26 protein-coding genes and 2 pseudogenes are annotated in these 25,747 nt (G+C 60.1%); 11 read left to right on the top strand and 17 right to left on the bottom strand.

Going from position 1 to position 25,747, the window contains the following annotated elements; all coding sequences use genetic code 11:
* Positions 1–9 precede the first annotated feature (9 nt).
* The 3 genes from ACSQ26_RS14770 to ACSQ26_RS14780 all read right to left on the bottom strand — a co-directional run bounded on the left by ACSQ26_RS14770 (position 10) and on the right by ACSQ26_RS14780 (position 3,579).
* Positions 10–1,236, bottom strand: a complete 1,227-nt coding sequence (locus ACSQ26_RS14770) for a calcium-binding protein (RefSeq protein WP_436010014.1) — start codon at positions 1,234–1,236, stop codon at positions 10–12.
* Positions 1,237–1,574: 338 nt separating this feature from the next.
* Positions 1,575–2,807 carry a calcium-binding protein gene (locus ACSQ26_RS14775; RefSeq protein ID WP_436010016.1) on the bottom strand — a complete coding sequence of 411 codons (1,233 nt, stop codon included), beginning with the start codon at positions 2,805–2,807 and terminating at the stop codon, positions 1,575–1,577.
* Between the two features lie 397 nt (positions 2,808–3,204).
* Positions 3,205–3,579: a nuclear transport factor 2 family protein gene (locus ACSQ26_RS14780; protein ID WP_436010018.1), complete on the bottom strand. Its 375-nt coding sequence runs from the start codon at positions 3,577–3,579 to the stop codon at positions 3,205–3,207.
* Between the two features lie 86 nt (positions 3,580–3,665).
* Here ACSQ26_RS14780 and ACSQ26_RS14785 point away from each other — a divergent pair.
* Both ACSQ26_RS14785 and ACSQ26_RS14790 read left to right on the top strand, forming a co-directional pair.
* Positions 3,666–4,118 (top strand): annotated as a pseudogene (locus ACSQ26_RS14785) (MarR family winged helix-turn-helix transcriptional regulator); the annotation flags it as partial.
* Between the two features lie 120 nt (positions 4,119–4,238).
* Positions 4,239–4,999: pseudogene (locus ACSQ26_RS14790) on the top strand (IS5 family transposase).
* Between the two features lie 261 nt (positions 5,000–5,260).
* On the opposite strand, the gene ACSQ26_RS14795 reads toward ACSQ26_RS14790, so the two are convergent.
* From ACSQ26_RS14795 to ACSQ26_RS14835, 9 genes are all read right to left on the bottom strand, one after another.
* Positions 5,261–6,208, bottom strand: a complete 948-nt coding sequence (locus ACSQ26_RS14795; protein ID WP_436010020.1) for an IS110 family transposase — start codon at positions 6,206–6,208, stop codon at positions 5,261–5,263.
* A gap of 404 nt (positions 6,209–6,612) precedes the next feature.
* On the bottom strand, positions 6,613–7,857 hold the full coding sequence (locus ACSQ26_RS14800) for a calcium-binding protein (protein ID WP_436010022.1): 1,245 nt from the start codon (positions 7,855–7,857) through the stop codon (positions 6,613–6,615).
* 146 nt (positions 7,858–8,003) lie between these two features.
* A complete protein-coding gene (locus ACSQ26_RS14805; protein ID WP_436010024.1) occupies positions 8,004–9,260 on the bottom strand; it encodes a hypothetical protein in 1,257 nt (418 codons plus the stop codon).
* Positions 9,261–9,414: 154 nt separating this feature from the next.
* A complete protein-coding gene (locus ACSQ26_RS14810; protein WP_436010026.1) occupies positions 9,415–10,530 on the bottom strand; it encodes a calcium-binding protein in 1,116 nt (371 codons plus the stop codon).
* 199 nt (positions 10,531–10,729) lie between these two features.
* Positions 10,730–11,953, bottom strand: coding sequence for a calcium-binding protein (locus ACSQ26_RS14815; protein WP_436010028.1), 1,224 nt, complete (start codon positions 11,951–11,953; stop codon positions 10,730–10,732).
* 113 nt (positions 11,954–12,066) lie between these two features.
* Positions 12,067–12,834 (bottom strand): metallophosphoesterase family protein, encoded by a 768-nt coding sequence (locus ACSQ26_RS14820; protein WP_436010030.1) that lies wholly within the window; start codon positions 12,832–12,834, stop codon positions 12,067–12,069.
* A 4-nt stretch (positions 12,835–12,838) separates the two neighbouring features.
* Positions 12,839–13,195 (bottom strand): hydroxyisourate hydrolase, encoded by a 357-nt coding sequence (gene uraH, locus ACSQ26_RS14825; protein WP_436010032.1) that lies wholly within the window; start codon positions 13,193–13,195, stop codon positions 12,839–12,841.
* Complete coding sequence (locus ACSQ26_RS14830) at positions 13,192–13,692, bottom strand: ureidoglycolate lyase (protein WP_436010034.1); 501 nt, start codon at positions 13,690–13,692, stop codon at positions 13,192–13,194. Before ACSQ26_RS14830 ends, uraH begins: the two co-directional genes overlap by 4 nt.
* Before the next feature lie 3 nt (positions 13,693–13,695).
* On the bottom strand, positions 13,696–14,772 hold the full coding sequence (locus tag ACSQ26_RS14835; RefSeq protein ID WP_436010036.1) for a Fic family protein: 1,077 nt from the start codon (positions 14,770–14,772) through the stop codon (positions 13,696–13,698).
* Between the two features lie 39 nt (positions 14,773–14,811).
* Between ACSQ26_RS14835 and ACSQ26_RS14840 the strand changes: the two genes are divergently transcribed.
* The 3 genes from ACSQ26_RS14840 to ACSQ26_RS14850 all read left to right on the top strand — a co-directional run bounded on the left by ACSQ26_RS14840 (position 14,812) and on the right by ACSQ26_RS14850 (position 16,678).
* Positions 14,812–15,204, top strand: coding sequence for an antitoxin Xre-like helix-turn-helix domain-containing protein (locus tag ACSQ26_RS14840; RefSeq protein ID WP_436010038.1), 393 nt, complete (start codon positions 14,812–14,814; stop codon positions 15,202–15,204).
* Positions 15,201–15,893 (top strand): RES family NAD+ phosphorylase, encoded by a 693-nt coding sequence (locus ACSQ26_RS14845; RefSeq protein ID WP_436010040.1) that lies wholly within the window; start codon positions 15,201–15,203, stop codon positions 15,891–15,893. Before ACSQ26_RS14840 ends, ACSQ26_RS14845 begins: the two co-directional genes overlap by 4 nt.
* Positions 15,894–16,006: 113 nt before the next feature.
* A complete protein-coding gene (locus ACSQ26_RS14850) occupies positions 16,007–16,678 on the top strand; it encodes a calcium-binding protein (RefSeq protein ID WP_436010042.1) in 672 nt (223 codons plus the stop codon).
* A 90-nt stretch (positions 16,679–16,768) separates the two neighbouring features.
* Here the strand turns inward: ACSQ26_RS14850 and uraD are convergent, their stop codons facing one another.
* From uraD to ACSQ26_RS14870, 4 genes are all read right to left on the bottom strand, one after another.
* Positions 16,769–17,266 (bottom strand): 2-oxo-4-hydroxy-4-carboxy-5-ureidoimidazoline decarboxylase, encoded by a 498-nt coding sequence (uraD, locus tag ACSQ26_RS14855; protein ID WP_436010044.1) that lies wholly within the window; start codon positions 17,264–17,266, stop codon positions 16,769–16,771.
* A gap of 473 nt (positions 17,267–17,739) precedes the next feature.
* Positions 17,740–18,450: a hypothetical protein gene (locus ACSQ26_RS14860; RefSeq protein ID WP_436010046.1), complete on the bottom strand. Its 711-nt coding sequence runs from the start codon at positions 18,448–18,450 to the stop codon at positions 17,740–17,742.
* Between the two features lie 140 nt (positions 18,451–18,590).
* Entirely contained in the window at positions 18,591–19,508 is a 918-nt protein-coding gene (gene puuE, locus ACSQ26_RS14865; RefSeq protein WP_436010048.1) for an allantoinase PuuE, read from the bottom strand.
* A gap of 61 nt (positions 19,509–19,569) precedes the next feature.
* The gene (locus ACSQ26_RS14870; RefSeq protein ID WP_436010050.1) at positions 19,570–20,928 is read right to left on the bottom strand and encodes an NAD(P)/FAD-dependent oxidoreductase; all 1,359 of its coding nucleotides are present in this window, start codon (positions 20,926–20,928) and stop codon (positions 19,570–19,572) included.
* Between the two features lie 189 nt (positions 20,929–21,117).
* Between ACSQ26_RS14870 and ACSQ26_RS14875 the strand changes: the two genes are divergently transcribed.
* The 6 genes from ACSQ26_RS14875 (at position 21,118) to mnmD (ending at position 24,094) form a co-directional block, all read left to right on the top strand.
* The gene (locus ACSQ26_RS14875) at positions 21,118–21,510 is read left to right on the top strand and encodes an ester cyclase (protein ID WP_436010052.1); all 393 of its coding nucleotides are present in this window, start codon (positions 21,118–21,120) and stop codon (positions 21,508–21,510) included.
* A 65-nt stretch (positions 21,511–21,575) separates the two neighbouring features.
* Positions 21,576–21,899 carry an ArsR/SmtB family transcription factor gene (locus tag ACSQ26_RS14880; protein WP_258161171.1) on the top strand — a complete coding sequence of 108 codons (324 nt, stop codon included), beginning with the start codon at positions 21,576–21,578 and terminating at the stop codon, positions 21,897–21,899.
* Positions 21,896–22,372, top strand: a complete 477-nt coding sequence (locus ACSQ26_RS14885; protein ID WP_436010054.1) for a DUF1801 domain-containing protein — start codon at positions 21,896–21,898, stop codon at positions 22,370–22,372. The genes ACSQ26_RS14880 and ACSQ26_RS14885 overlap by 4 nt, the downstream gene beginning before the upstream one ends.
* Before the next feature lie 103 nt (positions 22,373–22,475).
* The gene (locus tag ACSQ26_RS14890; protein WP_436010056.1) at positions 22,476–22,907 is read left to right on the top strand and encodes an SRPBCC family protein; all 432 of its coding nucleotides are present in this window, start codon (positions 22,476–22,478) and stop codon (positions 22,905–22,907) included.
* A gap of 49 nt (positions 22,908–22,956) precedes the next feature.
* The gene (locus ACSQ26_RS14895; RefSeq protein ID WP_436010058.1) at positions 22,957–23,199 is read left to right on the top strand and encodes a hypothetical protein; all 243 of its coding nucleotides are present in this window, start codon (positions 22,957–22,959) and stop codon (positions 23,197–23,199) included.
* 4 nt (positions 23,200–23,203) lie between these two features.
* Entirely contained in the window at positions 23,204–24,094 is an 891-nt protein-coding gene (mnmD, locus tag ACSQ26_RS14900) for a tRNA (5-methylaminomethyl-2-thiouridine)(34)-methyltransferase MnmD (RefSeq protein ID WP_436010060.1), read from the top strand.
* 268 nt (positions 24,095–24,362) lie between these two features.
* Here the strand turns inward: mnmD and ACSQ26_RS14905 are convergent, their stop codons facing one another.
* Positions 24,363–25,622: a M10 family metallopeptidase C-terminal domain-containing protein gene (locus tag ACSQ26_RS14905; protein WP_436010062.1), complete on the bottom strand. Its 1,260-nt coding sequence runs from the start codon at positions 25,620–25,622 to the stop codon at positions 24,363–24,365.
* Positions 25,623–25,747: the final 125 nt, after the last annotated feature.

Below are 25,747 nucleotides of genomic sequence, written 5' to 3' on the forward strand. Positions count from 1 at the left end.
AGGCTCGCGTCACAAGAAGTCGTTCTGGTCGAGATCGTCCAAGGTAACGCCCTTGATGAAGAGCGAGTCGTTGCCATAGGAAACCAGCACGCCGCCGCTCTTCTCGATCAGATGATTGGCAAGGAGATCCGCTTTATTGGCCGCGAATGGCGTGTAGATAATGTCTTCGCCATCGGCGAAGTCAGTGACCACATCGTGGCCGGTACCTTTGCGAAAGTCGAACAGGTCCATGCCGCTGCCGCCTGTGAGCACATCATTGCCCTTGCCACCGGTCAGATAGTCTTCACCGTCCAGGCCGCTAAGCACATTGTCGCCCTTGCTGCCGGTGAGATAATTGCCTGCACCATTGCCGGTACCCTTGGTATTCGTGGAGCCCAGCAGGACAAGATCCTCGAAGGTTTCACCGAGCGTGAAGGACAGGGAGGAGTGCACCGCGTCGAAGCCGGAATCGGCAGCTTCCACGATCTGGATAGCCTGCTTGCCGATAATGTAGGTGTCGTTGCCCTCACCGCCATCCACCACGCCGTCGAATGTGCCCGTGCGGGTATCGAAGATGTCGTTGCCGGCGCCGAGGTTGACGTTGCCGTCGATCTTGCCCTTGTTGATGATGGTCGCGTTGCCTCCGCCGTTGGAAATCGCGGTCTGCCCTTTGATCAACCCGGCATTTATGATCAACGCCGTGCCGTCGCCGGTGAGCCCGATGCCGTTCGTCTCGCCGGTGATCCGGCCGCTCTCGAGGTTCCTGATCACGCTGCCGTCGGCGACCGCGAGCAGGCCGAAGGTATCGGCCGTGACGATGCCGCTATTGGTGAGGTGGAGACCCTCGCCCGCGTACAGGCCGCCAGCAGAGCCGAGCATGAGGCCGCTGTTGACGACCTCGGCATAGTCCTCGACCGACACGCCCACCAAGGCACCAGAGATATCGCCCGCATTATCAAGCGAAAAATCCGGCCCGCTGGCGAAGATACCCGCCGTGGCGAGCTGGCCATCGACTTGCACTCCGAGCCGGACGTCGATGTGGATGTTGCCGCCGGCGGCACCAATGACGCTGTCGGTGCCCTCGGCTGCCACATCGCCTTTCAGTATAAGGATGTTGTTGTTGGCGCCGAAAACCATGTCGATCGCAGGCTGGTTCATCGTCTCGATCGTGGTGTTCTTGCCCAGGATGTAGGTGTCATTCGAGGTGCCGATGAGCAGGCTCGTCGTCATGTCCTCGTTAATGTTCTTCACAGCCATCGTTGATATCCCTGTTCATTTCGCGGATTGGCCGTCGATTTCCGTGACCAGCAGGCACGCCTGTCCCGCTCACATTCGACGCGTCGGCGCGCTATTTTGAAGAACGAAAAGAATGCGTTGCACGGATGTGCCGCACGCGCAAGAAGTGTTTCCGGGGGTGAAGGTTTTGATGTCCGGCGGCGGATGGCGGGATTGCGATCAGCGATCTTGCATCCGCGGGAGGAGCAGCAAATATTCGCGGCACGCCCGAGGCGGCGACCTTGATGCGCTTGCAGAAGCGCCCCGGTGGTAAACCACCGGGGCGCCCTGTTCGCGTCACCAGATTTCGCAGGTTCGCGTCAGATGGAGAAGAAGTCGCTCTCGTCGAGTTCGGCCAGGGTCACGCCCTTGATGAAGAGCGAGTCGTCGCCGTAGGTAAGCAGCACGCCGCCGTTCTTCTGGGTCAGATGATTGGCCAGGAGATCGGCTTCGTTGCCGGCGAAGGGCGTGAAGATGACGTCCTCGCCATCGACGAAATCCTCTACCACGTCGTGGCCGGTCCCCTTGCGGAAGTCGAACACGTCCTGGTCGGCGCCGCCGAACAGCCTGTCGTCACCCTTGCCGCCCTTGAGGTAATCCTCGCCGGCCATGCCCTTGAGCACGTTGTCGCCCTTGTTGCCGGTCAACACGTTGTCGCCTTCGTTGCCGGTGGCGCTGGCGTTCTTCGTGCCCTGCAGGATCAGGTCCTCGAGGTTTTCACCCAGCGTGAAGGACACGGTGGACTTGACCTTGTCGGAGCCGAAGCCGGGCTGCTCGACGATATCGGTGTGGGAGTCGCCGATGATGTAGATGTCGTTGCCGTCACCGCCATTCACCTGGCCGTCGAAATTGCCCTTGCGGGTGTTGAAGACATCGTCGCCGGCGCCGAGATTGACGTTGCCGTCGATCGTGCCCTTGTTGATGACGGTCGTATCGGCAGCACCGTCATTGATCGCCGTCTGGCCTTTGATCAGGCCCGAATTGTGAAGCAAGGCGGTCCCGTCACCGGAGAGGTGCACGGCAGTCGTATCGGCGGTGATCTTGCCGCCCTTGAGGTTGTCGATGACAGCTCCATCCGCATTGGTGAGGATACCGAAGACATCGCCCGTGATGCGGCCGCTATTGGCGAGGTCAAGCCCATCGTCTGCCATCAGGCCGACCTGGCCGCTGAGCATCAGTCCGCTGTTGACGACCTGCGCATAGTCGCCGACGGAGACGGCCGACGACGAGCCGGTGATGCCGCCCGCATTGTTGAGCGAGAAGTTCGCGCCGGTGGCGAAAAGGCCGACATTGGCACCGAGGCCGTTGATATGTCCGCCGAGCAGGACGTCGACATGGGTGTTGTTGCCGGCAACACGGACGACGCTGGTCGTGTCCGTGGCTGTCGCTTCACCCTTGAGGATCAGCGTGTTGTTGTTGGAGCCGGCGGCGACGTCGATGGCGAACTCTCCCGAGGTCTCGATCAGGGCGTTGGCGCCGAGGATGTAGGTGTCGTTCGAGGTGTCGATCATCCAGGTCGTTTCGAGATCCTGGTTCTGTTTTATCGTTCCCATGGTGATTTTCCTTTGTAGGTTTAGTTTCGGTTTCAGGATGCCGGTTGGCTTCCTTGAAACAAAAGCTACAGGAAAAATTCGAGAGGGAAGTTACATGAGGAACAGATAAAATTGATAAAATTTAATTAATTCAATTGCTTATGTCTTAAACTGTTTGCGCCCAAGACCGTCGTTGCGGCCTCGGGGCAGGACTCATAGCGGCCAAACCTCTCCATGGGCGGCTTTCGGCCCTCTGGAGCGTTCGTTTCATGGTTCGAAGAGATCGACGGACCGGCAGACGGGATTATTCCCGACGGCCGGAAACCGTGTTACCTGTGAAACAAGCGTATGAATGAGATCGGGAAACGCATGTTTGGCGCGAGCCTAGCGGCGTTTCGGTATGAGACGGGCGCTGCCTTTAGGCGCCATCCTGAATGTCGAAGCGAGCCACCCTGCCCTCGCGAAGATGGAAGACGTGCCCGACCGTCTTGTCTTTAAGCCCGTGCGTCTGCCCCTGCAGTGGCCGGCCTTCGAGGTCACGGACGGACTGCAGCACTTCCGCAACGATCGCGCCATCCGCGGTTCGATGGAAGCCCACAGGCTCGACATGCGGACTGACAATCCCCCACTGCCGCGTCCAGTATTCACGCACGGCCTCGCGGCCTTGGACATGGCCGCCATCCATGCCGTTGGCCCAGGCGACATCATCGGTGAGCACAGCCAGCACGCCGTCCATGTCCCGCGCGTTGAAGCAATCATAGATGCGTTTGAGGATAATCACGTCATCGTCCATCGGGTTTCTCCATTGCAAGTGTCAGCATTCCGATTTACATATGTGCATATGTATTCTGGTGGCGATGATTGCAAGGGGTAGGCAATATGAATCTGGATGTGCTCTCGACGCCCGGCCACCTGATCAGTCTGGCGGCGCGCGGCTTCGCCCGTCTCAGCGAAGCGCGGCTCAAACCGCTCGGCTTCGGCATCGGCCATCTACCGGTGCTGGTGGCACTTCAGGACGGACGCGCAAGCACGCAACGCGATCTCGCCCGCTTCGCAAAGATCGAGCAGCCGCCGATGGCGCAGATGCTCGCCCGCATGGAACGGGGCGGGTTGATTCAGCGCGTGCCAGACCCGGACGATGGGCGCAGCAGCCGCATCACGTTGACCGAGGTCGCGGAAGCGCGCCTGCCGGACGCAGTTGCTGTCTTGCTTCGGGGGAATGATGAGGTGCTGCGCGGCTTCTCGGAGGAGGAAACCGGGTTGCTCGTTGACCTGCTTGCGCGCCTGATCGCAAATCTCGATACGATCCTAAGCGCCGAGGCATCGCACGGCACGCCAACTCTTGAGACGGAAACCGAGGGGCCATCCGCTGAAGGCCGCCTAGGTCGTGTGGACTCTTGGGATTCCCAAGGCTGAGCAAATCAGATTCAAGACTGTCTTTTGGAGGCAGTCATGGGTGTATTGGACCGGTTGATCCTTCGGGACGAGCAGTGGGAGCGGATATCGCCGCACATCATTGGTGACGATCGCACGCGCGGTTCGTCCGGTCGCGACAATCGTATGTTCGTGGAAGCAGTGCTTTGGATCGTGCGCACCGGCTCACCCTGGCGTGACCTGCCGGAGGTGTTCGGCGAGTGGAACAGTGTCTTCCGCCGCTTCAGCCGCTGGAGCGAGAAGGGCATCTGGTGGCGCATGTTTGCGGCGATGTCCGATGATCCGGACTTCGAGTATCTGATCGTCGATTCCACCATCATCCGCGCTCATCAGCACGCCGCCGGCGCAAAAAGGGGGCTGAAGATCAAGCCCTTGGCCGCTCTCGCGGCGGACTGAGCACCAAAATCCACATGGCGGTGCGTGGTCTCGGCTGCCCGGTCCGCTTCACACTGACCGCCGGCCAGAAAGGCGATGCGCCACAAGCCGATGTCCTGATCGAGGGCCTGCCTGCCGATATCGTCATGGCCGACACCGCCTATGACAGCGACCGTCTGCGCGACGCCATCGCGGACAAAGGCGCTGTGGCGGTGATCCCCAACAATCCCTCCCGTGCTCAGAAATACCCGCTCGACAAGGACCTCTATGCCCAGCGCCACCTCATTGAATGCTGCTTCTCCAAGCTCAAGCACTTCCGCAGGGTCGCGACACGTTTCGAGAAAACCGCACGAAACTACCTAGCCGTCGTCACAATCGCAGCTATCGTACTATGGATCAGGTAAGTGTCCACACGACCTAGAGCGTTTCGTTGTTAAATGGAAGCAGTTCTGCCGAGCAGGTTTTCGTCAGGACCAAGGCGGCGGACGAGTGTCGTACCCTGAGGTACGGCCGAGACCGACGGCGCAGGTCATGGGGGAAAGATGCCCGGCCCGTCGGGTTGGCTGAAACGGGCCGGCTCTTCGATCGGCTGGCTTGGCCGTAGATCTGGCTACGACGCGCGCCAGCCGATCGAATATCCGACGCCGTTTGAGTATCCGTTTTGATCAAGCGGCTTTTTCGGTCCATTTTCGTCCATCACGGATGAGTGCGTTTGCGAGAATGATCAATTTCCGCATGATGGCGGTGATTGCGACTTTGGCGGGCTTTCGTGCATCGATCAGGGTATCGTATTTAGCCTTGAGATCGGCATTGAAGCGGGATGCCACGAGGGCAGGCATGTAGAGCGCCCGACGCAGCGTCGCCCGACCGCCTGATATAAATCGTTTCCCTTTCCACTTTCCCGATTCACGCGGATGCGGTGCCAGTCCGGCCAAGGATGCTGCCTGGCGCTGATCGAGCGTGCCGAGTTCGGGCATTTCGGTGAGCAGGACGACTGCCGTCAGCGTCGAGATGCCAGGGACGGAAACGAGAATATCGATGCGAGCGGCGAGTTCCTTTTCCTGTTTGATGAGCAGGGCAACCTCTCCATCGATCGCCTTGATCTGATTTTTGATCAGAGCAAGTCGCGCCTCATTCTGGCGGATGAGAAACTTGGATCGCTGCACATGGCCACGGTTCTTGAGGGCAGTACGGTCTGCGATAAGACCTTGTCGGGCACTCGTTAATTCCCTCAGCGCTTGAAGCAGGTCACTTGTCCGCACCGTTGGCATCATTTCGACCGTTGCAGCAAAGCGAGCCAGAAGTTTCGCGTCTGTTGCGTCGGTCTTGGCATGGACGCCGACCACATCGGCAAAGCGGCGCACCCGGCGGGGGTTGGCTTTGGTGTAAACAAGTCCGGCCGCGACGAGCGCCGTCTCCAGGTCCCGATGATAGGGTCCGGTCGCTTCGAATACGATGCATCGCGGCGGGCGTCTTGTCAGCTGCGCCGCGAGCTTGCGGCATCCCTTTGGCGTGTTGTCGAACCGCACGACGGATTCTTCGTTCGAAAAGGCCAGATCAAGGGTCTCTTTGGAGATGTCGATGCCGGCAAAACTTGCTATAGTCTGGGTCATCTTTTCCTGTCCTCAGCTTGTCATCCGGGTCCGTAAACCCCGGTATCCGTTCAGGCCACATGGAAAAGAAAGGGGCGATCAAACTCAAACACGGCCCTCAAACGGCCTGCCAACTTGCGATCCATCCCCTCTCACGACCGGCGGCTACGAACCGCCGGTCGTGAACTCAGTCATACTGAGTTCGGCTGAAGAGCATAAGACAAGCCAACAGAACTGTTTCCATTTAACAATGAAGCGCTCTAAGCCGAAACCCCTGAAATTAAGCGCCCCGGCAGTGTGTGGTCCGCCTTGCCGGGGCGCCTCTGATCACCAGATACTGAACGCCGGTGTCAGAAGGGGATATCGATGTGAGGTATGCGGATTAGACGAAAACCGGCCGCCGGATATTCGGCGGGCAATTGAAATCAGATGGTGAAATCGTCCATCCAGCCAAAATCGGCGGCGGCCATGCCCTTAACCAGGATCTCGCCGCCCTGGTATTCGATCAGCGCGCCGCCCTTGACATCGGTGATCTCCAGATCGTCGAACTGGCTTTGTCCAATGACACCATCGATCCGGATCTTGTCGATATGGTCTTCAAAGTCGGTGATCGTGTCGCGTCCGCCCTCGTTCCTGAACACGAAGGTATCGCCTTCGGAGCCGCCGGTCAGCGTGTCCCTGCCCGCGCCGCCGTCGATATTGTCACTGCCGCCGAAGCCCTTGACCACATTGTCGCCGCTGTTGCCGATCAGGCGGTTGCCGCCCAATTCGCCTGATGCATCGATGTCCTTCTTGCCCAGGAGTTCCAGCGACTCGACATTGGCGGTCAGCTTGTAGCTCACGGTCGACCGCGCATAGTCATAGCCCTCGGCGACCGCTTCGACGATCTTCACCGACGACTTGCCGATGTAATAGGTATCGCCGTCGTCGCCGCCATAGACCGAGCCGGTGATCGAGCCGCGCCGTCCGTCGAACGTATCGCTGCCATCGCCCATATAGACATTGCCTGATATGCGGCCTGTATTGATGATCTCGATGTCGCCGATGCCGTCGATGATCGCGGCACTCGGCGCCTTGATCAGGCCGTGGTTCTCGATCGTACCGCTGCCGGAACCCATCGTTTCGATCGTCACTTCGTGGAGAGACCTGAGCACGCCGCCCTCTTCATTGACGATGGAGGAGCCGGCGAGTTCACCGCCGATCGCGTTGTAATCGCTGCCGCGGATCAGGCCGTGATTGACGACCTCGAAGCCGCCGTCGCCGAAATACACGCCAGTCTTGCCAGCGATCGTGCCATGATTTTCGACCGAACCCCAGGATGTGCCGTAAACGCCGGTGGTCTGACCCTGGATCAGGCCACGATTGACGAGATCGGTGCTGGCGCCATTCATGGCCACGCCCGCAAAGGCGTTGCGGCCATCGAGATGGGACGCCTTGCCTACATAGACACTGGAGTCATCGTCCTGGAAGCTGACCACATACGTGCCCCCGCCGGTGGTCTTCACGTCACCGAGGATACGGATGTTGGAATGTTCGATCGAGCCTGACTCATAAATGCCCGGCATGCCCGATGTCTCGATCCGGGCATTCCTGGTCAGAATCCAGGTGTCGTTGCTTGAGGTCATCGCCCACTGGGTGTCGCGATTGGTCTTCTGGAAATGCTCAACCATTGTCTGTCCCTGACGTCTGTTTCAAATTTCAAGGGGAAGACGCTGGGGTTGTCGGGTTTATTCCCGTTTGTATGCAAATGAATTTCCTGACCCGGCAGCGCGACGCGGGCGTGAAACATTTGGATTGGAGGAACTCGATCATCCGCCTACATGTCGGCGAAGTTCGCACCTGTCACGTCGTTCTTGTCGATGCCTGCGAGGAAGAGGGAGTCGGACCCCGCCTCGATCATCAGGCCGCCATGTTCCTCGCGGGCATGGGCGCGGACGCGGGCGAGCGTCTCGACGCCGTCCCACTTCGACAGGTCGAGCAGGTCGGTCGCAATGTCGAAATCGAGGATCCGATCGTCTCCGCCGCCCTTGGCGAAGACGAACGTGTCCTGGTCGAGACCACCGGTCATCCTGTCGTTGCCGCGTCCGCCATTCAGCCCGTCGATGCCCGCCATGCCTTCCAGCACATTGGCCCCGGCGTTACCGATGAGTTGATTGGCGAGATCGTTGCCCGTCGCCCTGGTGTTGTGGCTCCCGGTGAGCACCAGATGCTCGATCTCCTGGCCAGTGGTTAGCTTGTAGGACATCGAGGAGCGGATCGTATCGTCGCCTTCGGACGCAACCTCGAAAATATCGGCGCGGCTATCGTCGATGATGAACGTGTCGTCGCCGGCGCTGCCGAGGATCCGGCCGCTGACATAGCCGCCGCGGCCGTCGAAAACATCCTCGCCGCCAGCAAACCGGACCTCACCGAGAATGGTGCCATGATTGATCAGCCGGTCGGCACCGTCGCCACCGCCATAGGCTGTAATCCCCGACGTGGCCATCAAACCATTGTTGGTGACCCTGGAATGATCGGCCGTGGTCGAGGTGATGATGATGGCTGCCCCGATGGTGTTGATGATGCTATCGGCGCCGAGCCTGACGACCAGATCGCTGCCAGAACTGTGGATGCCTACCTGTCCGGTCAGCGAACCGTTGTTGATGATCTCGTAGTCGCCGTCGGACACCGAGATTGCTTCGTTATTCTGTCCGATGACCGCGCCATTGTTGATGATGTCACCTTCGATCTCCGACATGACGATACCGCGATGAATGCCGGATATCGCGCCCCAATTGACGAGGCTCGAGTGGTTGCCGGTGAAGGAAACACCATTCAGCCCCGTCAGCTTGGCGGTATTTCCGATCTCGACATCGGTGTCGGTGGCAGCCGAAGAGATCGCATTTCCCAGCGCATCGATGCGACCAAGCGCCCTGATCAGATTGCCGGAAAACGCCGTGTCGGCGAAAATGCCGTTGCCGGGCGGGTTGAACTCCTGGATCGAGATACCCTCGAGCAAGACGTAGATGTCGTTGGTCGTCGTGAGATTATACTGGTCGCCCTGATTGGTCTTGATCTTGATCGTATCAGCCATGGCACCCTCCTTCAGGACGGCCGCGGCAACCCGCGCGCCCGAAGATATCACGCAGGCTGGTTAGAGCCAACCGGCGGCTTGTCGCCGGCTCCGGCGGGAAGGCTTTCCCACTGGAGCCGTCCCATGGAACGAAGCGGCCGGATCGAGCCCGTCGTCAGCTGAAATCGAAATCGGCGGTATTGAGCTGGGCTTCCGTCTTGCCTTTCAGCACCACGACGTCGTCGCCATAGGTGATCCAGATGTCGTCGCCCTTGGCTTGCACGTGGTGCGCCATCATATTGTCGAAGTCCGTGGCGCCTTTCAGGTCGCCGAGATAGATATGGTCCATGCCGACCTCGAAATCCGTCACCCGATCCGTGCCGCCGCCACGCTGGAAATGGAATTCGTCAGCCCCGAAACCGCTGGTCAGCTTGTCGTTGCCCTTGCCGCCATCGAGCACATCGTTGCCGTACCAGCCGAAGAGCAGGTTCTTGCCGGAATTGCCGATGAGTTCGTTCTCGCCGCCCGTGCCGATGGCATCGATATCCTTCCTGCCGATCAGCTTCAGGTTTTCGACATTTGCCTGAAGCTCGAAGGTGACGGAGGACCGCACGCTGTCCTCGCCCGCATCGACGCTCTCGACGATATCGAGGCCGGCCTTGTTGGTGATAAAGAGATCGTCGCCAACGCCGCCGCGCACCTCGCCATCGATCACGCCCGATTTGAAAATGAACACATCGTTGGCGCCGCCGAGGTCCACATCGCCGTGGATGGTGCCGGTGTTGGTCACCTTTTCGATTTGCCCGCCGCCGTAGATGGCCAGGCCGTCGGTTCCATTGACGCTGCCGGTAATCGTGCCAGCGTTCCTGACGACATGTGAACCAAATTCGCCGTAGAAATTGATGGCGTGAAAGCCGCTGATCTCGCCGGTATTGACGAGGTTGATGCCTCCGTGGACCTCGACCCCGACAGGCCCGCTGATTTTGCCCGCGTTGCGCATCACGAGGTCGCTGCAGTAGGATGTGACGCCTTCATTCGAACCATCCAATTCGGCATTCTTGCCGATGAACAGTTCGACACGCGGTGCAGGCTGTATTCCAACGCCCACGCTCACAGCCCTCAGGGCGTGGATCGTGCCATCGATCTCGATTCTGCGCCCGGTCGCGATGCCGCTGACATCGATGCCGATCACCGGCGCGTCGATAGCAGCGTTTTCTCCCATGTGATAGGTCGTGTCCGAGGTGTTGGCGTGGAAGGTATCGCTGCCGCTCGGGATTTTCGCTTTCAACATGTCTTCGTCCTTAAAATGAAAAATGAATGATCAGTTTCACGGTAAGGACGTTTCTTGATTACTCCGTATTCGAATTATTCTTGTTTCGTTTGTTTCAAGCGAGACGCTTCGTTCTGGAAACGAAAAGCCCGGCGGGAGGCTCTCCCGACGGGCCTGGTTGCACAAAGCGCCATCATCGCGTGCGCGACGGATCGAGCACTCAAACGAAGGAGAAGAAGATGTCGAGAAGATCGGCCTTGTGATAATCTTCGATTGTCAGGCTGTCCTCGCCTAACGTGATAACGACATCGGTGCCCTTGTCCTTGGCACTGGCAAGCACGTCGGCGAAATCGTCGAATGCCTTCCACGCCGAGAGGTTGATGAGATCGACCGCGCCGGATACGAAGTCGGTGATCGTGTCGTGGCCGTCCTTGGTTCCGAAGAAAAACGTATCGGAGCCTGAAGAGCCGGTCAGTTCGTCGTCTCCACGGTGGCCGTAAATCGAGTCGTCGCCCATATCGCCATTCAGCGTGTTGTCGCCGGCATTTCCGTGCAGGATGTTGTTTTCGCCGTTGCCGGTGCCATCGACGTTCTTCTTGCCGAGCAGGGTCAGGTTTTCGACATTCAGGTCGAGTGTGTAGGATATCGCCGATTTGATCGTATCGGTTCCCTCGCCGATTTCTTCGCTCAGCCCGAGATCGGCGCTGTCGATGAACATCGTATCATTGCCGAGGCCGCCAATGACAAAACCTCGGACCATCGTGCCGCCGAGACCGTTGAATACATCGTCGCCCCCGCCGAGCTCAACGCCGCCGGAAAGAATGCCCTTGTTGCGGATGTTGATACTGCCGTCGCCATCAACGATGGACCTGGTGTAACTTCCCGTAACATTGATCAAGCCCAGGTTGACCATCCTGTTGGCGTCTCCGGCCTGGGAGTCGATCGCTATCCCTATGTTGTTCCCGGAAATCAAGCCGTTCCTGCCGTTGGTGATGCTCAGTCCGTCAGCCTGGGCAACCTCGATCGCATATTGAGCGCCCAGGATCGTGCCGTTGTTGACGATCTTGCCGTCGGCCACCACGTAGACGAAAACACCGTCGCCGTCGGGGCCGCCGCCGACAATCAACCCGTTATTGACCAGGACCTGCTCCTGCCCGAACATACCCGCGCCCCAGCCGCCTTGCAGAAAGCCGGTCTTTCCGACATGGATCTCGGATCCCTCACCTTCGATAGAGGCTGCGAATTCCATACCGATGACGCTGCCATCGATGTTGAAAATGTTATTCTTGGCAAGACCGCTGTCCCCGACCGTCGAACTGGGGTCGCCCATATCGGGCGTATCCGTGATTACCTTGCCGGTCCTGGTAATGTTGATGATATTGTTGTTGTCTTCAATGAAGACTTCTTCAGTCAAAATCTTCCTGATCGTGGTGGTCTTGGCCATCCGTCGCTCTCTTTTCTAAAAAAGTGTTTCAGCAATGATTTTGTCCCGCGGTCATCTGCAATGAAACGTATGATTTAATCAAGAGAGGATGCAGTCAGAAGTGGAAGGCCCGATCACCGCGCGATCGAGGATGTCGCCGGCGGCGCCAGCCAACCGGTGGCGAGACCGCTCGCCCAGTCGTCGCGGCCGCGTGAAGCGGCAAGCCTGGACATTGCCATGTGATCGTAGGCCACGAGCCGGAACGCGGCCTGCCAGCCGGCGGGGCTTTTGTCCAGGATCGCATAGGAGGCGAGCGGCGTGCCCGCCTCGACCTTGTGGTAGAACGGCTTGTCGTCGTCATAGGCCGGGCCACCGACACTGCCCGGATTGACGATCATGCGCCCATCGGAGAGCCGGACGGCACGCGGCAGGTGCGAATGACCGCACAGGATGAGGGATTGCCCGATACCTTCGGCGAGCGCCTCGATATCGTCCAACGGCTTCAGATGCACGATGCCATCGGGCGAGACGTCTTCCAGCCAGTAACTGTTGTCGTCGCCGGGCGTTGCGTGGCACATGAAGACCTCGCCGCGCCAGACAAGCGTCGGCGGCTGGGTGCGAAGCCAATCGAGATGCGCCGATGTCAACTGCCCGAAGGCATCGTGCTCCCAGCTGTTCATCGCGCTTTCAGCTTGTTCGATGAGGTAGCGGTCGTGGTTGCCGCGCACGGAGGGCAGATCGAGGCCCATGAGGATATCGGCGGTGCGCCTCGCTTCGAGCGGGCCGCTCAGGTGGTCGCCGAGATTGACGATATCGCTGATGCCCTGAGCATGGATGTCGGCCAGCACCGCTTCGAGCGCCAGAGCGTTTCCGTGTATGTCCGCGACTGCCGCAAATCTCATGCGGTCAACTGCCGCGATAAGTGGAATAGCCGAAAGCCGAGATCAGCAGCGGCACGTGGTAATGGGCCTCGGGGTCGGCCACGCCGAAGCGGATCGGCACGATATCGAGGAAGGGCGGGTCGGTGAGCTTGTGGCCGTGGAAGCGGAGATAGGGGCCCATGTGGAAAACCAGTTCGTAGAGTCCCTTGCGGAAATTCTCGCCCTGGAGGATCGGGCCGCCATCGACGCGGCCATCGGCATTGGTGTGCACGGTCCTGATATATTCGCGCACCTCGTCATTGATGCGGAAGACATCGACCATCACGCCCTTGGCTGGCTGGCCGAGGCCGGTATCGAGAACGTGGGTGGTGAGGCCGCTCATCGGGAAATCTCCATAATAATATAAGATATGGAATAGTAGTATTCTTCCAGATTGTTGCCCGGCCCGCTACGGTCGATAACGAGAAAATCACTGATTTCTTCGAGCGCCATCAAAGGATGATGCCAGATATTCGCGCGGTAGTTGACGCCCTGCCGACCGCTCGCGAGAAATGCTCGCGGCGCGCCCGGCCTGCCGCCTTCGTCCTCCGCTACCACCACCAGCCAGGGCCTGTCCTGCAGCGGATGGAAGCTCTGGCTGCCGAAGGGATGGCGCTCCATCATATCCACAGTATAGGGCAACCTGCGCGGCTGGCCGCGGAACAGATTGATGATGACCTCCGCCCCCTCGCCGAGTGCCTGGGCGTGACCCAGCGCATGGAACCGTTCGGTCGTGCCGCCATTGATCAGCCGCATGGTGGCGGGATCGGCCTCGACGAGATCGCCGAACGGCGCGAAGGCGGATTTGGTGAGCGGCTGGATGGGCAGGATGTTGGACATTGGTCAATCCTCTTGCCGGGCCTGTTGCCGGGCGAGTTCGTCCCTGATTTCCGCGATCGTCATGCGCTTCTCTTTCAAGCTTTCTATCTGTTTGCAGCGCTTTATCATGCCGGGATCGAAAAGCAGGTAGCCGGACGGCAGCGTTTCCGCCACATCTATCAGGCCCTGACTGGTCCAGTAGCGGATCGTGGCAACCGTCTGACCGGCCGCCTTGGCCAGAGCACCGATCTTCAGCAGGTTCGCGCTCGCGACCGCCGTGCCCCTGGGCGATGAACGCAGCGCCTTCAAGTAGATATCCAGTGAGCGGTTTGTGGCGCGGATCACAATATCCTCGTAGTCCCTCTTCGACCCTCCCAACTGTGCTTTTTCCAACGCGGACAGATATGCCAGGCGATCTTCTTTCCTTATGATCGCCGGCGGATATCCGTGCATCATCAGAATGAGGTTCATCAGTAATCTGGCGGTTCGGCCATTGCCGTCTACGAAAGGGTGTATGGTGACGAGCCGGTAATGCGCCTCGGCGGCTAGTGCTGCCGGATGCAGGTTGGGTTCCGATAAGAGCCATGCCTCCAACTCATCCATCAGGGACGGCACCTTCAGCGGGTTTGGCAGGACGACGCGCGAACCGGAAATGCGAACGGGAACCGCGCGGAAATGCCCGGCGTTCCCGTCATCGATGCCCTTGAGAATGATCTCGTGAACTGCAAGGATGTTGCGGGCCGTCAGCATAGCCGATGTGCCGGTTGCCAGATTTCGGACAAAATCGAGCGCATGGGAATGATTGGCCGCTTCGAGGTGCTCGCGCAGTGTCTTGCCGCCGACGGTGAGACCCTTTTCAATGACGAGTGCGGTCTCAAGCCGGGTTAGCGTATTGCCCTCCAGCGCGTTCGATGTGTAGGTCAGTTCGACCTGGAACCACTCTTCAAGGTTGCGCAACAGCGCGGCGTCGAGAGGCCTGTGCCCATCGAGCCTCCGCTTCTTTCGTGTGAGATCATTGAGTTTCATCAATAAAGTATAAAGTGTCACGTGATAGTTTTCAAGGTATTTTGCTTTTCCTTGACAAAAGCGATCTTTATTCATATCATATGATATGAAAATTGATATCAATGTTGGGCTGTAATGACGGTTCTTCTCAAACCCCAACCGGTCCCGGCAGTCGAAGTCGCCACCATCGTCAAGGCGGTGACGCGCACGGCCGATCTCTGGAACCTCAGGAATGCCGACGCGGCCGCGCTGTTCGACGTGCCGATCGCCACCTGGAACCGGATGAAGGCGGGGCAGTATCGCGGCACGCTGGATCGCGACAAGGCCATGCGGGCGAGCCTGATCATCGGCATATTCAAGGGCTTGCGACTGCTTTTCAACGGACCGCTGGAATATGGCTGGCCGGCCTTGAAGAATAGCGGTCCGCTTTATGAGGGCCGGACGCCGGTCGAGTTGATGATCGCGGGCGGCATACCGGCGATGATGCGGGTGCGCGATCATGTCGATGCCATGAGAGGTGGATTGTGACGATCCCCGTCACGGAGATTGCCGAGCCCTCGACCGTCCGGCTGATCTCGACCGCCTATATCACAGAGCCGGCTCTGTCGCCGCTTTACGACACGGACGAGGAACGGCAGGTGCTGGAAGCGCTGGAAGGACGCTCCTCGGCGCGTCTCGCACCCATCCGCATGCCACCGGGAGTCGACCCCTCCGAACTGCTGACGCCCGCGGCGGGCTTCGGCTACACCTATGTCAACGCCGCCTTCTGCTATGTGAAACCGGACGGCAACCGCTTCAACGATAACCGGCGCGGCGCCTGGTATGCGGCCATCGGGAAGGATGCGGCGAGGACCTCGCAGGCCGAGGTGATCTACCACCTGACCCGCGAACTCGACCATGTCGGCATCTACGACAACATCACCGCCTATCGCGAACTGCTCGCCGGGATCATCGGGCCGTTCCACGATCTGCGCGGAATGGATGGCGAGCCGGCGCTCTCGCCGGATATCGCAACGGCCTACCCGGCCGGTCAGGCGCTCGCGCGCCGGATATTCGAGGGCGGCGGCAACGGCGTGATCTATCCCTCGGCGCGGCGAAGGGGCGGCACCTGCCTCGCAGCGTTCCGGCCGCATCTGATCCAGAATATCAGGCTGGGCGAGACGATCACATTCGAATGGAAGGGTAAGAGGGAGCCGGAGACAAGGCGTCAATCATGACGCCACTTCACACATGCGTTTGACCCGGCGCAGTCGATCTCGTACGCATTGGCGGTTGAATAAATCGGCAACTATGCACGTCTCTACGACGCAAAACACGGGAGTTTTTCTGCATGGCTAAGATTACATGGAACGATACTGGGGCCGACGGCTTCGGCGGAAACCTGGTACTTTCGATAAATTCCAACCATACCAAAGCGGTGTTCGTCGATGAAGAGAACGGTGGCCAGATCATCCTGTTCGGCGAAGATCTGAAGGGTCAGGGCGGCAATCTCGATTCCGGCGACATCGACAAAGTGGTGTTCAAGGACGGCGACGGCAATCAGATCATCGTTGCGACAGACGGCAAGTTCAAGACGTCCGCCATCGCTGCCGCAACGGCGGAAGACGACGCCTTTGGCGTCTATCTGTCACTGTTCACGGGCGATGATACCGTAACCGGATCGAACGGCAATGACAGCCTGGTGGGTCTTCGCGGCGACGACGAACTCTTCGGCGGCAAGGGCATGGACAGCTTGCAAGGCGGCAAGGGCGACGATGAAATCACGGGCGGCCTGGGCCAGGATAGCTTCTATTTCGAGAACAATGGCGTTCAGCACGACATCATTCACGATCTCGACGTGCTTGGCGAAGTGACGGATCAGCTCATCATCGACGCGGAAGTCACAAAGGTCAAAGGCGTCCACGACGGCCATGACACGTTGCTGACATTGGACAACGGGTCGACCATCCTGCTCGAGGATGTGAAAAAGGCCGACTTCCTGGATTACATGCTTCCAAGCTGATACGACCGGCGACGGCCGCCGCACAAAGGCGGCCGCTTCCCATGACGGTCGATCTTCGGGGCGGAAACAGAGGTTTCCGCCTCGATCATCTCACGTCCCGGAAAAATCCATCGCCTCCAGCCTCAGCCTTGCGATCTTCTCGACCTCGTGGCACGCGGCGGCGATTTCCTCGGGCCGTGTGTGATGGATGCGGTTTTCGAAGGCGTGCAGGATTTCCTGCTTGGTGAGCCCCTTGACCGCGATGATGAAGGGAAAGCCGAAGCGCGCGTGATAGCGCGTGTTGAGATCGGTGAAGCGGGCGAATTCGATCTCGGTCAGCCGATCGAGCCCGGCGCCCGCCTGTTCCTGCCGGCTGTCCTCGGTGAGGTCGCTCGCGATAGCCAGCCTGCCGGCGAGATCGGGATGGGCGCGCAGCACCGCCAGGCGCTCGTCGTCAGTGGCGGCACGGAATTCCTTGCGGAGCGCCCGGTGCAGCCACTTGGCGCTAAGCGCCACTGGAAGGATGTTGCCGTCGAAGGCCCGCTCGGCGATCCAGGCGGAGTGCTCGAAAACGCCGCCGAAACGCGCTACGAAATCCGCTCTGTCCATGGCTCCACCCGTTCGTTGCTTGGTGCTTCTTCTTGGGTCTTGGTCTAGCGCGGCGGTGGAGGAAAGTCGAGGCGGACGGGATGTGGCCGGCGAGCGCGGCTGATCTGATGGCATCCAGAAGCCGGATCACGGTTAATGCGCTTCCCGCTCACAGTGGCATGTCGGCCCCCATAATTCGGGGCGGCATGGTTACCATTTGTTAAGAGGAATTACTGCAATCTTATCGGCACAGGCAGGAGCCCGGTCCGTTTCCCTGGGCTTCCGCCGCCCGCGCGAATGCGGGGGGCGCCGCCTCGATACTGAACAGGCACGGCAGAGAATGCTGCCTGGGCGAGAAAATCAGCACGAATTCGGCGGCCCTGACATGGGGCCGCCGCTTTTGTTTCAGGCGGCCGGGCGGTCCTCCGGCTGCGTTCGCTGCTCAGAAATCGAACAGGCGGTTGGTCTGATCGTTTGGCTGCTGACGCCAAATGTCAGATCGGGATGTCGAAATCGGCTGCGGTAATGTCTGACTTGTGGGTGTCGAGCAGAGTCAGTGTATTGCCGTCGCCATAGTTGAGCACCACGTCGTCACCGACCTGCTTGATCGAAAGTACGTCATCGTAACCCGTGGCGATGTAATCCTGATTGTCGCCGCCGCCCTTGGCGTCGAAGTCCTTGATCACGTCCTGGCCGCCCTTGTCGTCGTGCAGGAAGAAGAAGTAGTCCCGGCCGGCGCCGCCTGTCATGCGGTCGTTGCCCAGTTCGCCGTTGATGCTGTCATTGCCGGCCAGCCCGTTCAAACGGTCGTTTCCTTTACCGGCCCAGACGAAGTCGTCGTTGGCGCTGCCGGTGAAATTGTCCTTGCCGCCATAGACCTTTTCGAGGAACTGCGACAGGTTGCTGCCCTCGGACAGGAGATTGTCGAGCTGCTTGGCCTTGAAATCGGCGCCCGACACGCGAGACGTCGTGTTGCCGTTTTCGTCCTTGAAGATGATCGTATCGACGCTTCCCGTCAGCAGCTTGCCATCGAGATAGGCGAAGCCTTCGCCCTTGAGGATGATTTTCTCGCCGCCATCGGTGTCGAAATAGACAGCCTTGTTGGCGCCGCTCTCGTCCATCAGTGTGTGCATGTCGTCGGGCGTGTAATCCCAGTAAAGCGAGCCGAGGTCGCCGAGAAAGTCAGTGTGCTTGATCTTCGCCATTTGTCGTTCCCATCTGTTGTTTTTGTTACGATGCAGGAACGACGCATCAAACTCCCGGACTATTCGGTTCAGGAATTATGAGTGTTACACGGGAGACAGGAGACGCCGCCGGCGTTCAGCAGAAGTCGGATTGTCAGAACTCACCCCGGCTTGTGATGCTCATGCCAGTGCCGGGCGATGTCGATGCGCCTGGGGACCCACACATCGTCGTGCTTGAGAACATATTCGATGAAACGCCTCAGCGCCGCGGCGCGGGCGGGGCGGCCGACGAGGCGGCAGTGGAGGCCGACCGACATCATCTTGGCGGAGCCCTCCCTACCCTCTTCGTAGAGCGCGTCGAAGGCATCCTTGAGATAGGTGTAGAACTGGTCGCCGGAGTTGAAGCCCTGGGGCGTGGCGAAACGCATGTCGTTGGTATCGAGCGTATAGGGGATGATCAGGAACGGCTTGCCATCGACGCCGGGCACCCAGAACGGCAGGTCGTCGGAATAGTTGTCGGAGGAATAGAGGAAGCCGCCCTCCTCCATGACCAGCCTGAGCGTGTTGATCGAGGGCTTGCCCTGATACATGCCGAGCGGGCGGGTGCCGGCGACTTCCGTATGCAGCCGCACGGCTTCCAATATGTGCTGGCGCTCGAGTTCCTCGGGGTAGTCTTTGTATTCGTGCCAGCGGTAGCCGTGGCTGGCGATTTCCCAGCCGGCCTCGTTCATGGCTGCAACCGCCTCGGGATTGCGCGCCATGGCGAGCGTCACGCCATAGACGGTGACCGGCACGTCGAGTGCCGTGAACATGCGATGGAGACGCCAGAAGCCGGCGCGCGAGCCGTATTCGTAGATGCTCTCCATGTTGAGGTTGCGCTGACCGGGCCAGGCAGGTCCGCCAACGATCTCCGACAGCAGGTTCTCGGAGGCCGGGTCGCCGTCGAGAATGCAGCTTTCGCCGCCCTCCTCGTAATTCAGCACGAATTGCACCGCGATCTTGGCGCCACCCGGCCATTTCGGATCGGGGATGTTGCGGCCATAGCCGACGAGGTCGCGGGGGGTCTTGATATCGAGCATGCTTGTCACCTTTGTCCGTTGGGCCAAGGCTAGAAAAGCGCGAGCGGTTTGTCGAGGGCGGTTATGGTTTGATTTCGCGAGCCATCTGCCCGGAAAGCGTGAAATTCTCCGGCAGGGGTGCCGTGCTCCGGCCAAGCACATGGTCGAGCGCGGAGTCAGCCAGCCGGTGGGCCATGCCGAAGGAAATCTTGAAGCCGCCGGTGAGTGCGATGACGTTTGGGTTGCTAGGTAGCGGGCCGACCAGCGGGTCGCGGCCGATGGCCTTGGGGCGGACGCCGGCCCATCGTTCGATGACCTCGGCGTCACGCAGCGCTGGGAACAGGGCACGGGCTTTTTCGATGACGGCATCGAGGTGGTGATCGGTCGAAAATGGATCGTCGTAATGGTTTTCACTGGTCGAGCCGATGGCCGCGAAGCCGCCTTCATGCGGCACGACATAGACGCCATCGAGGAAGACGACGGGGAGCCCGGGATCGAGATCGGCCTTGAGCAGCGCCGCCTGGCCTTTGACGCCTTGGCCGAGGGGTTTCGGCAGTGGCGGCATGCGAGATTGCAGGATCGGGAAGCTTGTCGCGCCGGCGGCGATGAGGGTGTGGGAGAAGGTGATGGTGATCGCCCCATCTGCGGCATACCCCCCTCTGTCCTGCCGGACATCTCCCCCACAAGGGGAGAGAATGGATGGGGCAACGTCTCGCCCACTCTCGGGGCTCGAGCTTGGCAGGTGCGATGCGCCAAGCGGTCTACTCTCCCCCCTTGTGGGGGAGATGTCGCGAAGCGACAGAGGGGGGTGAGCCATGGAGAACTCCGCCCTGCCCCTCCCCGCATCCAGCCGCTCCAGCCTTGCATGTTCGATAATCCGCACATTCGCCCGCCGCATGAGCCATGCTTTGAGCACAGCGATCAGCGCGCGCGGTTCGACCCTAGCGGCGAGCGTATCCAGGACATAACCGGCGGCGCAGGCCGTGGGGTCGATATAGGCGGGTTCCGGCTCGCCATCGCGGACATGCCAGTGGAAGCGGTGTGCGCCCTGGTGCCAGTTGGTTTCCGCGTCGCGCTGGTGGCGGAGCGCTATGTCGCGCAGGTGCGGCCTGGGCAGCGGCACGATGCGGCCGGCGCGGCGGAAATTGGCATTGAGGCCTGTCTCGCGCTCCAGCCGGGCGATCTCGCCGGGCAGCGAGACCAACGCATCGAACTGGTACTGCTTTTTCTCGTCCCAGCGATCCGGCATCCATGGGAACAGTGCGCCGAGCAGGCCGCCCGAGGCACTGCCGCCCACCTCGCCCGCATCGACCAGGATCACGGAGAGTCCTGCATCGGCCGCCTTCACCGCGCCCCACAGGCCCATGATGCCGCCACCGATGACGAGGACATCGGTGGAGAGCTGGCCGGAACTGGAAAGGGAATTTTCGGCTGATGCCATGGATAAAATACGGGACCTGCGCTGGAATGGATCGAGGCGATATGCCCTATTGTCCGGCCTTTGGCGACCATTTTTATCAAGCGGCGGCGAGTGACGCTGGAACCCGACGGCGGCCGGATTATTGTTTCTCGGCGGGTGCGCGGACATTCATGCGTGCTAACTTGCCGGCCCGATACGGGAGTGATGACTATGGACAAGACCGAACTCGCCGACGTCTACCGGGGCTATATCGCCTGCCTCAACAGCCAGGATTGGGCTCGCCTCGGGCAATTCGTCGATGGCGATGCGAGCCACAATGGTCGGCGGATAGGATTGCCCGGTTATCGCGAGATGCTTGAGCGGGATTTTCGTGAGATCCCGGATCTGTCCTTCAACATCGAACTGCTGGTTTCCGATCCACCCGTCATTGCGAGCCGGCTGGCGTTCGATTGCAGGCCCAAAGGGATGTTCCTCGGACTGCCTGTGAATGGCAAACGGGTCTCCTTCGCCGAGAATGTCTTCTATGAATTTCGCGGCGGGAAAGTGTGGAAAGTCTGGTCGTTGATCGACAAGGCGGCGATCGAGGCACAACTCCAACAATAGCCCCTTGACGAACCCATAGCTCTGCGGTTATGAGTTAATCCATAGCCAGCGAGTTATCGATCCCTATGCAGAACGACCACGACATCCTTTTCCGAACCCTTGGCGACCCGACGCGCCGGGCGATCTTCGAGCGGTTGTGCCGTGAGGGTGAGCAGACGGTCGGGGCACTGACGGCGCAGGCGGGAATCTCGCAGCCGGCGGTTTCGAAGCATCTCGGGGTGCTCAAGCAGGCCGGACTGGTTCGCGACCGGCACGAAGGCCGGCAGACGCATTATAGCGCCGAACTTGGCGCGCTTGCTCCGCTGACCGCCTGGACGAGCCAGATGACGGGGTTCTGGCAGCGCCGGTTCGACGACCTGGAAGACTTGCTGAAAAGGATGGACCAATGACGGAAACATCAACCAAATCAGGAAAGAAGCCCGCCGCCAAGCCGCGCAAGCCGCTGCAACCTGGCCCGGACGGCGTCGTCCTGCTCTCGGGCGGCAATCCGCAGATCGCCAAGGGTTATGGCGACGCGCCGGTGCAGGCCTTTATCGCCGCGATGCCGGGCTGGAAAAGCGATGTCGGACGCCGGATTGACGATATCATCACGCGCACCCTCCCTGATGTGCAGAAGGCGGTGAAGTGGAACACGCCCTTCTATGGCGTCGAGCCGGATCATTATTTCCTCGGTTTCCACTGCATCATGAAATACGTCAAGGTCGCCTTCATGCGCGGCGCCTCGCTCGATCCCCTGCCGCCCGGCACGTCGAAGCAGAAGGACGTGCGCTATCTCGACATCCATGAAGACGACCCGTTCGACGAAGAGCAGTTCGCGGATTGGGTGAAGCAAGCCAGTCAACTGCCTGGCGAAAAAATGTAAATCAGATGCGGTGAATGAAAGAAGGCCGAGCCGGCCAGTGCGGCGGCCGAGGGCTTCCGCACGCCGTGTTCAACCAACACCTCAAGTGACGAAGGATGAAACAATGAACGAACAATCGACCGAAACACGCGCCGTCATCGTCGAGCGCGACATCCCGCATCCGCCGGAAAAGATCTGGCGTGCGCTCACCCAACCGCACCTGATGGAGGAATGGCTGATGAAGAACGATTTCCTGCCTGTCGTCGGCCACCGCTTCAATCTTCGCGGCGAATGGGGCGGCGTGCTGGACTGCGAAGTGCTGACGGTCGAGCCGCACACGCTACTGTCCTACACCTGGAACTATGTGCATGAGGACGCAGCCTACGACATGCGGAGCGTGGTGAACTTCACGCTGACGCCGACAGTCACGGGCACGCATCTGCGCGTCGAGCAGGCGGGTTTCCGGCCGGACCAGAAGCAGGCCCTCGGTGGCGCCAAGGCTGGATGGCGGCAAATGCTTGGAAGCCTGGAGAAGGTGCTGGATGGGCTGGAATGAAGCCTCTCGGCACAGTGCAAACGATTGAATTTTCAAAAGAGGAAATAGCATGAACAGATGGGTTCGACAGATACATCGCTGGCTGGCGATTGCCTTTACCGTGGGCTTCATCGCCAATATCGTCACCCTATTCGGCATGGGGCATCAGCAGCCGCCGGTCCTGGTGGGCATGATGGCGCTGGTGCCGCTGATGTTGCTGCTGCTGACCGGGCTCTACATGTTCGCGCTGCCGTATTTCAGACGGAGCGGCGACGGCCAATTGACCGGAGCCGGAAAGCAAACTATCGGCTGAGGCCATGGTGGAGACGGCTGAAAACAAAGCACCGGCGCTGGAATGGATCGACGACGACATGCCGTTTTCGCCAGAATTCGGCGACCATTTCTATTGCCGCGAAGATGGCCGCGCGGAGTGCGGCCATGTGTTTCTCGCGGGCAACGGCCTGCCGGAGCGTTGGAAGGCGGGCGGGGCTTTCGTGATCGGCGAACTCGGCTTCGGCACGGGGCTGAATTTCTGCGAGACATGGCGGGCTTTCAGTGCGTCGCTGCGCGGTGAAAAGACCCCGCCCCAACCCCTCCCCACAAGGGGGAGGGGCTTAGATGTGGCACTTTGCCCGTCCCAAACTGCTGCCGAGTACGCGGAGCGGACAGAAGGCGAGCGGCGGCTGAAAGACGTGAAGGAAGAGACCGACGCGACGGCAAAGCCCCTCCCCCTTGTGGGGAGGGGTTGGGGCGGGGAAAGCCGCGCACTTCATTTCATCTCATTCGAACTTCATCCGATGGACCGGGCTGATATCGGCAAGGCGCTGTCGCGCTGGCCGGAGATCGAGGCGGAGAGGCAGGCGCTTGTTGCGGCGTGGCCGGATGATCCGCGTGGCGTGGTTCGGCTCCAATTGGCGGAGGATGTGACGCTGACGGTGGTTTGTGGCGATGCTTTCACCAATCTGTCCGAGAGTACCGAGACGTTCGACGCCTGGTATCTCGATGGTTTCGCGCCGTCGCGCAATCCTGCCATGTGGTCGGGGGAAATCCTCAATGTCGTGCATGACCACACGCGTCCCGGCGGCACATTCGCGACCTATGCGGCGGCGGGCTTTGTCCGCCGCAATCTGATCGCGGCGGGATTCGCGGTCGAGCGCCGCCCGGGCTTCGCGGGCAAGCGCGAGATGCTGTGCGGAAGGCGTTCCTAGAGCCCTTCAGGGTTAAATGGAAACATTCTGCCGGGACAGATTTTCGTCAGGACCAAGGCGGCGGGCGAGCGTCGTACCCTTAGGTACGGCCGAGACCGCCGCCGCAGGGAATGGCGGAAAGATGCCCGGCCCTTCGGGTTGGCTGAAGCGGGCCACCTCTTTGACCGGCCAGCTTGGCCGTATGCTTTGGCTACGACGCGCGCCGGCCGGTCAAACATGCGACTCCGCTTGAGCCAACAGAATTGTTTCCATTTAACCCTGAAGGGCTCTAGTAGGCGAAGTCCTCGCCGGTCAGGGTTGCGATCGTCGCGTTGTTGACGGTGAGAACATCGGTCTTGCCGAGATGGATTTCGACATTGGCGCCGTTCTGCACCATGCCTGCGGAGATGTCGGCAAAATCGTCGAGCTCCCTGTAGCGGGTCAGGTCGATGACGTCGGTTCCGTTCTGGAAGTCGGCGATGATGTCATGGCCGGACCTCGTGGTGAAGACGAAGGTGTCGGCAAGCGCGCCGCCATAGAGCAGGTCGTTGCCCCGGCCGCCGTTGATGACGTCGATGCCGCCATAGCCATAGAGCGTGTTCTGGCCGGCATTGCCGGTGATGCGGTTGGCGCTGTCATTTCCCTTGCCGGTGAGGCTGCTCTCCCCGGTGAAAATGAGGTTCTCGAAGTTGTTGCCGAGCGTCCAGGTGACCGTGGATCGCACGGTATCGGTGCCGGCATTGGTCTGCTCGCCGAGGACGATCAGCGCATCGTCGATGATATAGAGGTCGTCCTGCTCGCCGCCATCGACATAGTAGGCGGTGCCGCCGCGGTCGTCGAAAATGTCGTCGCCGCCGCCCAGCCAGACCTGGCTGGAAATCTCGCCGCGGTTGCGGATGATCTCGGTCGCCAGGCTGAAATTTGCCTGCAACGCCCAGAACTTGCCGTCGATATTGCCGTGATTGACGAGTGTCGTCGTGCTTCCCGTCAGGTTGGAGAGAATGATCGTCGTCTCCATCGTAGCGCCGATATCACCCCTGTTGACGATCTTCAGTTGCTCTCCCGCTCCGAGCAGCGACGTGATGGCATGGTCCTGCCCGAAGATCTGCCCGGTATTGACGATCCTGCCACCTTCGAAACTCACATCGATGCCGGTGTCGCCGCCATTGATGATCCCCGAATTCTGGATCAACATCCGCGTGCCCGAGGTTTCGACGGCGGTTTCACCGCCGATGAGGCCGGCATTCCTGAGAACCTGCCCGTCGGCGGCCAGCTTGACGCCGACCTTGCCGTAAATCGATCCGGATTTGGCGACTTCGAGCACGCCGGCGCCAGTTTCATCCTGCGTACCGATGAAGATGCCGAAGCCCTGGCCGGCCGAGATATCGCCCTTGATCAGGAAATCCCGGCCCTTGACATCCGTTATGCCGACGATACCCGCCGGGTCGGCGGTGCTGATGGAGACGTTCCTTTCGAGGACGTAGGTCGTGTCGCCCTGTTTGGCCTCGAACATCGTGGTGCGGTTCTTGGAAATGCTGACGGTTTTCATCTGAGCCCCTGAAATTTCTCGTTTCGTGGGCTCGCTTATCGCTCAGCTTTGTTTCAGGAGAACACCGAATTCCGCCCTGAATGTTTCATATGTTTCAGAGTGTTACCCAGGTAACAGCGCCCCGC

This window comes from Rhizobium sp. LjRoot254 (assembly GCF_964254105.1).
In the GTDB taxonomy this organism is placed as follows: domain Bacteria; phylum Pseudomonadota; class Alphaproteobacteria; order Rhizobiales; family Rhizobiaceae; genus Rhizobium_E.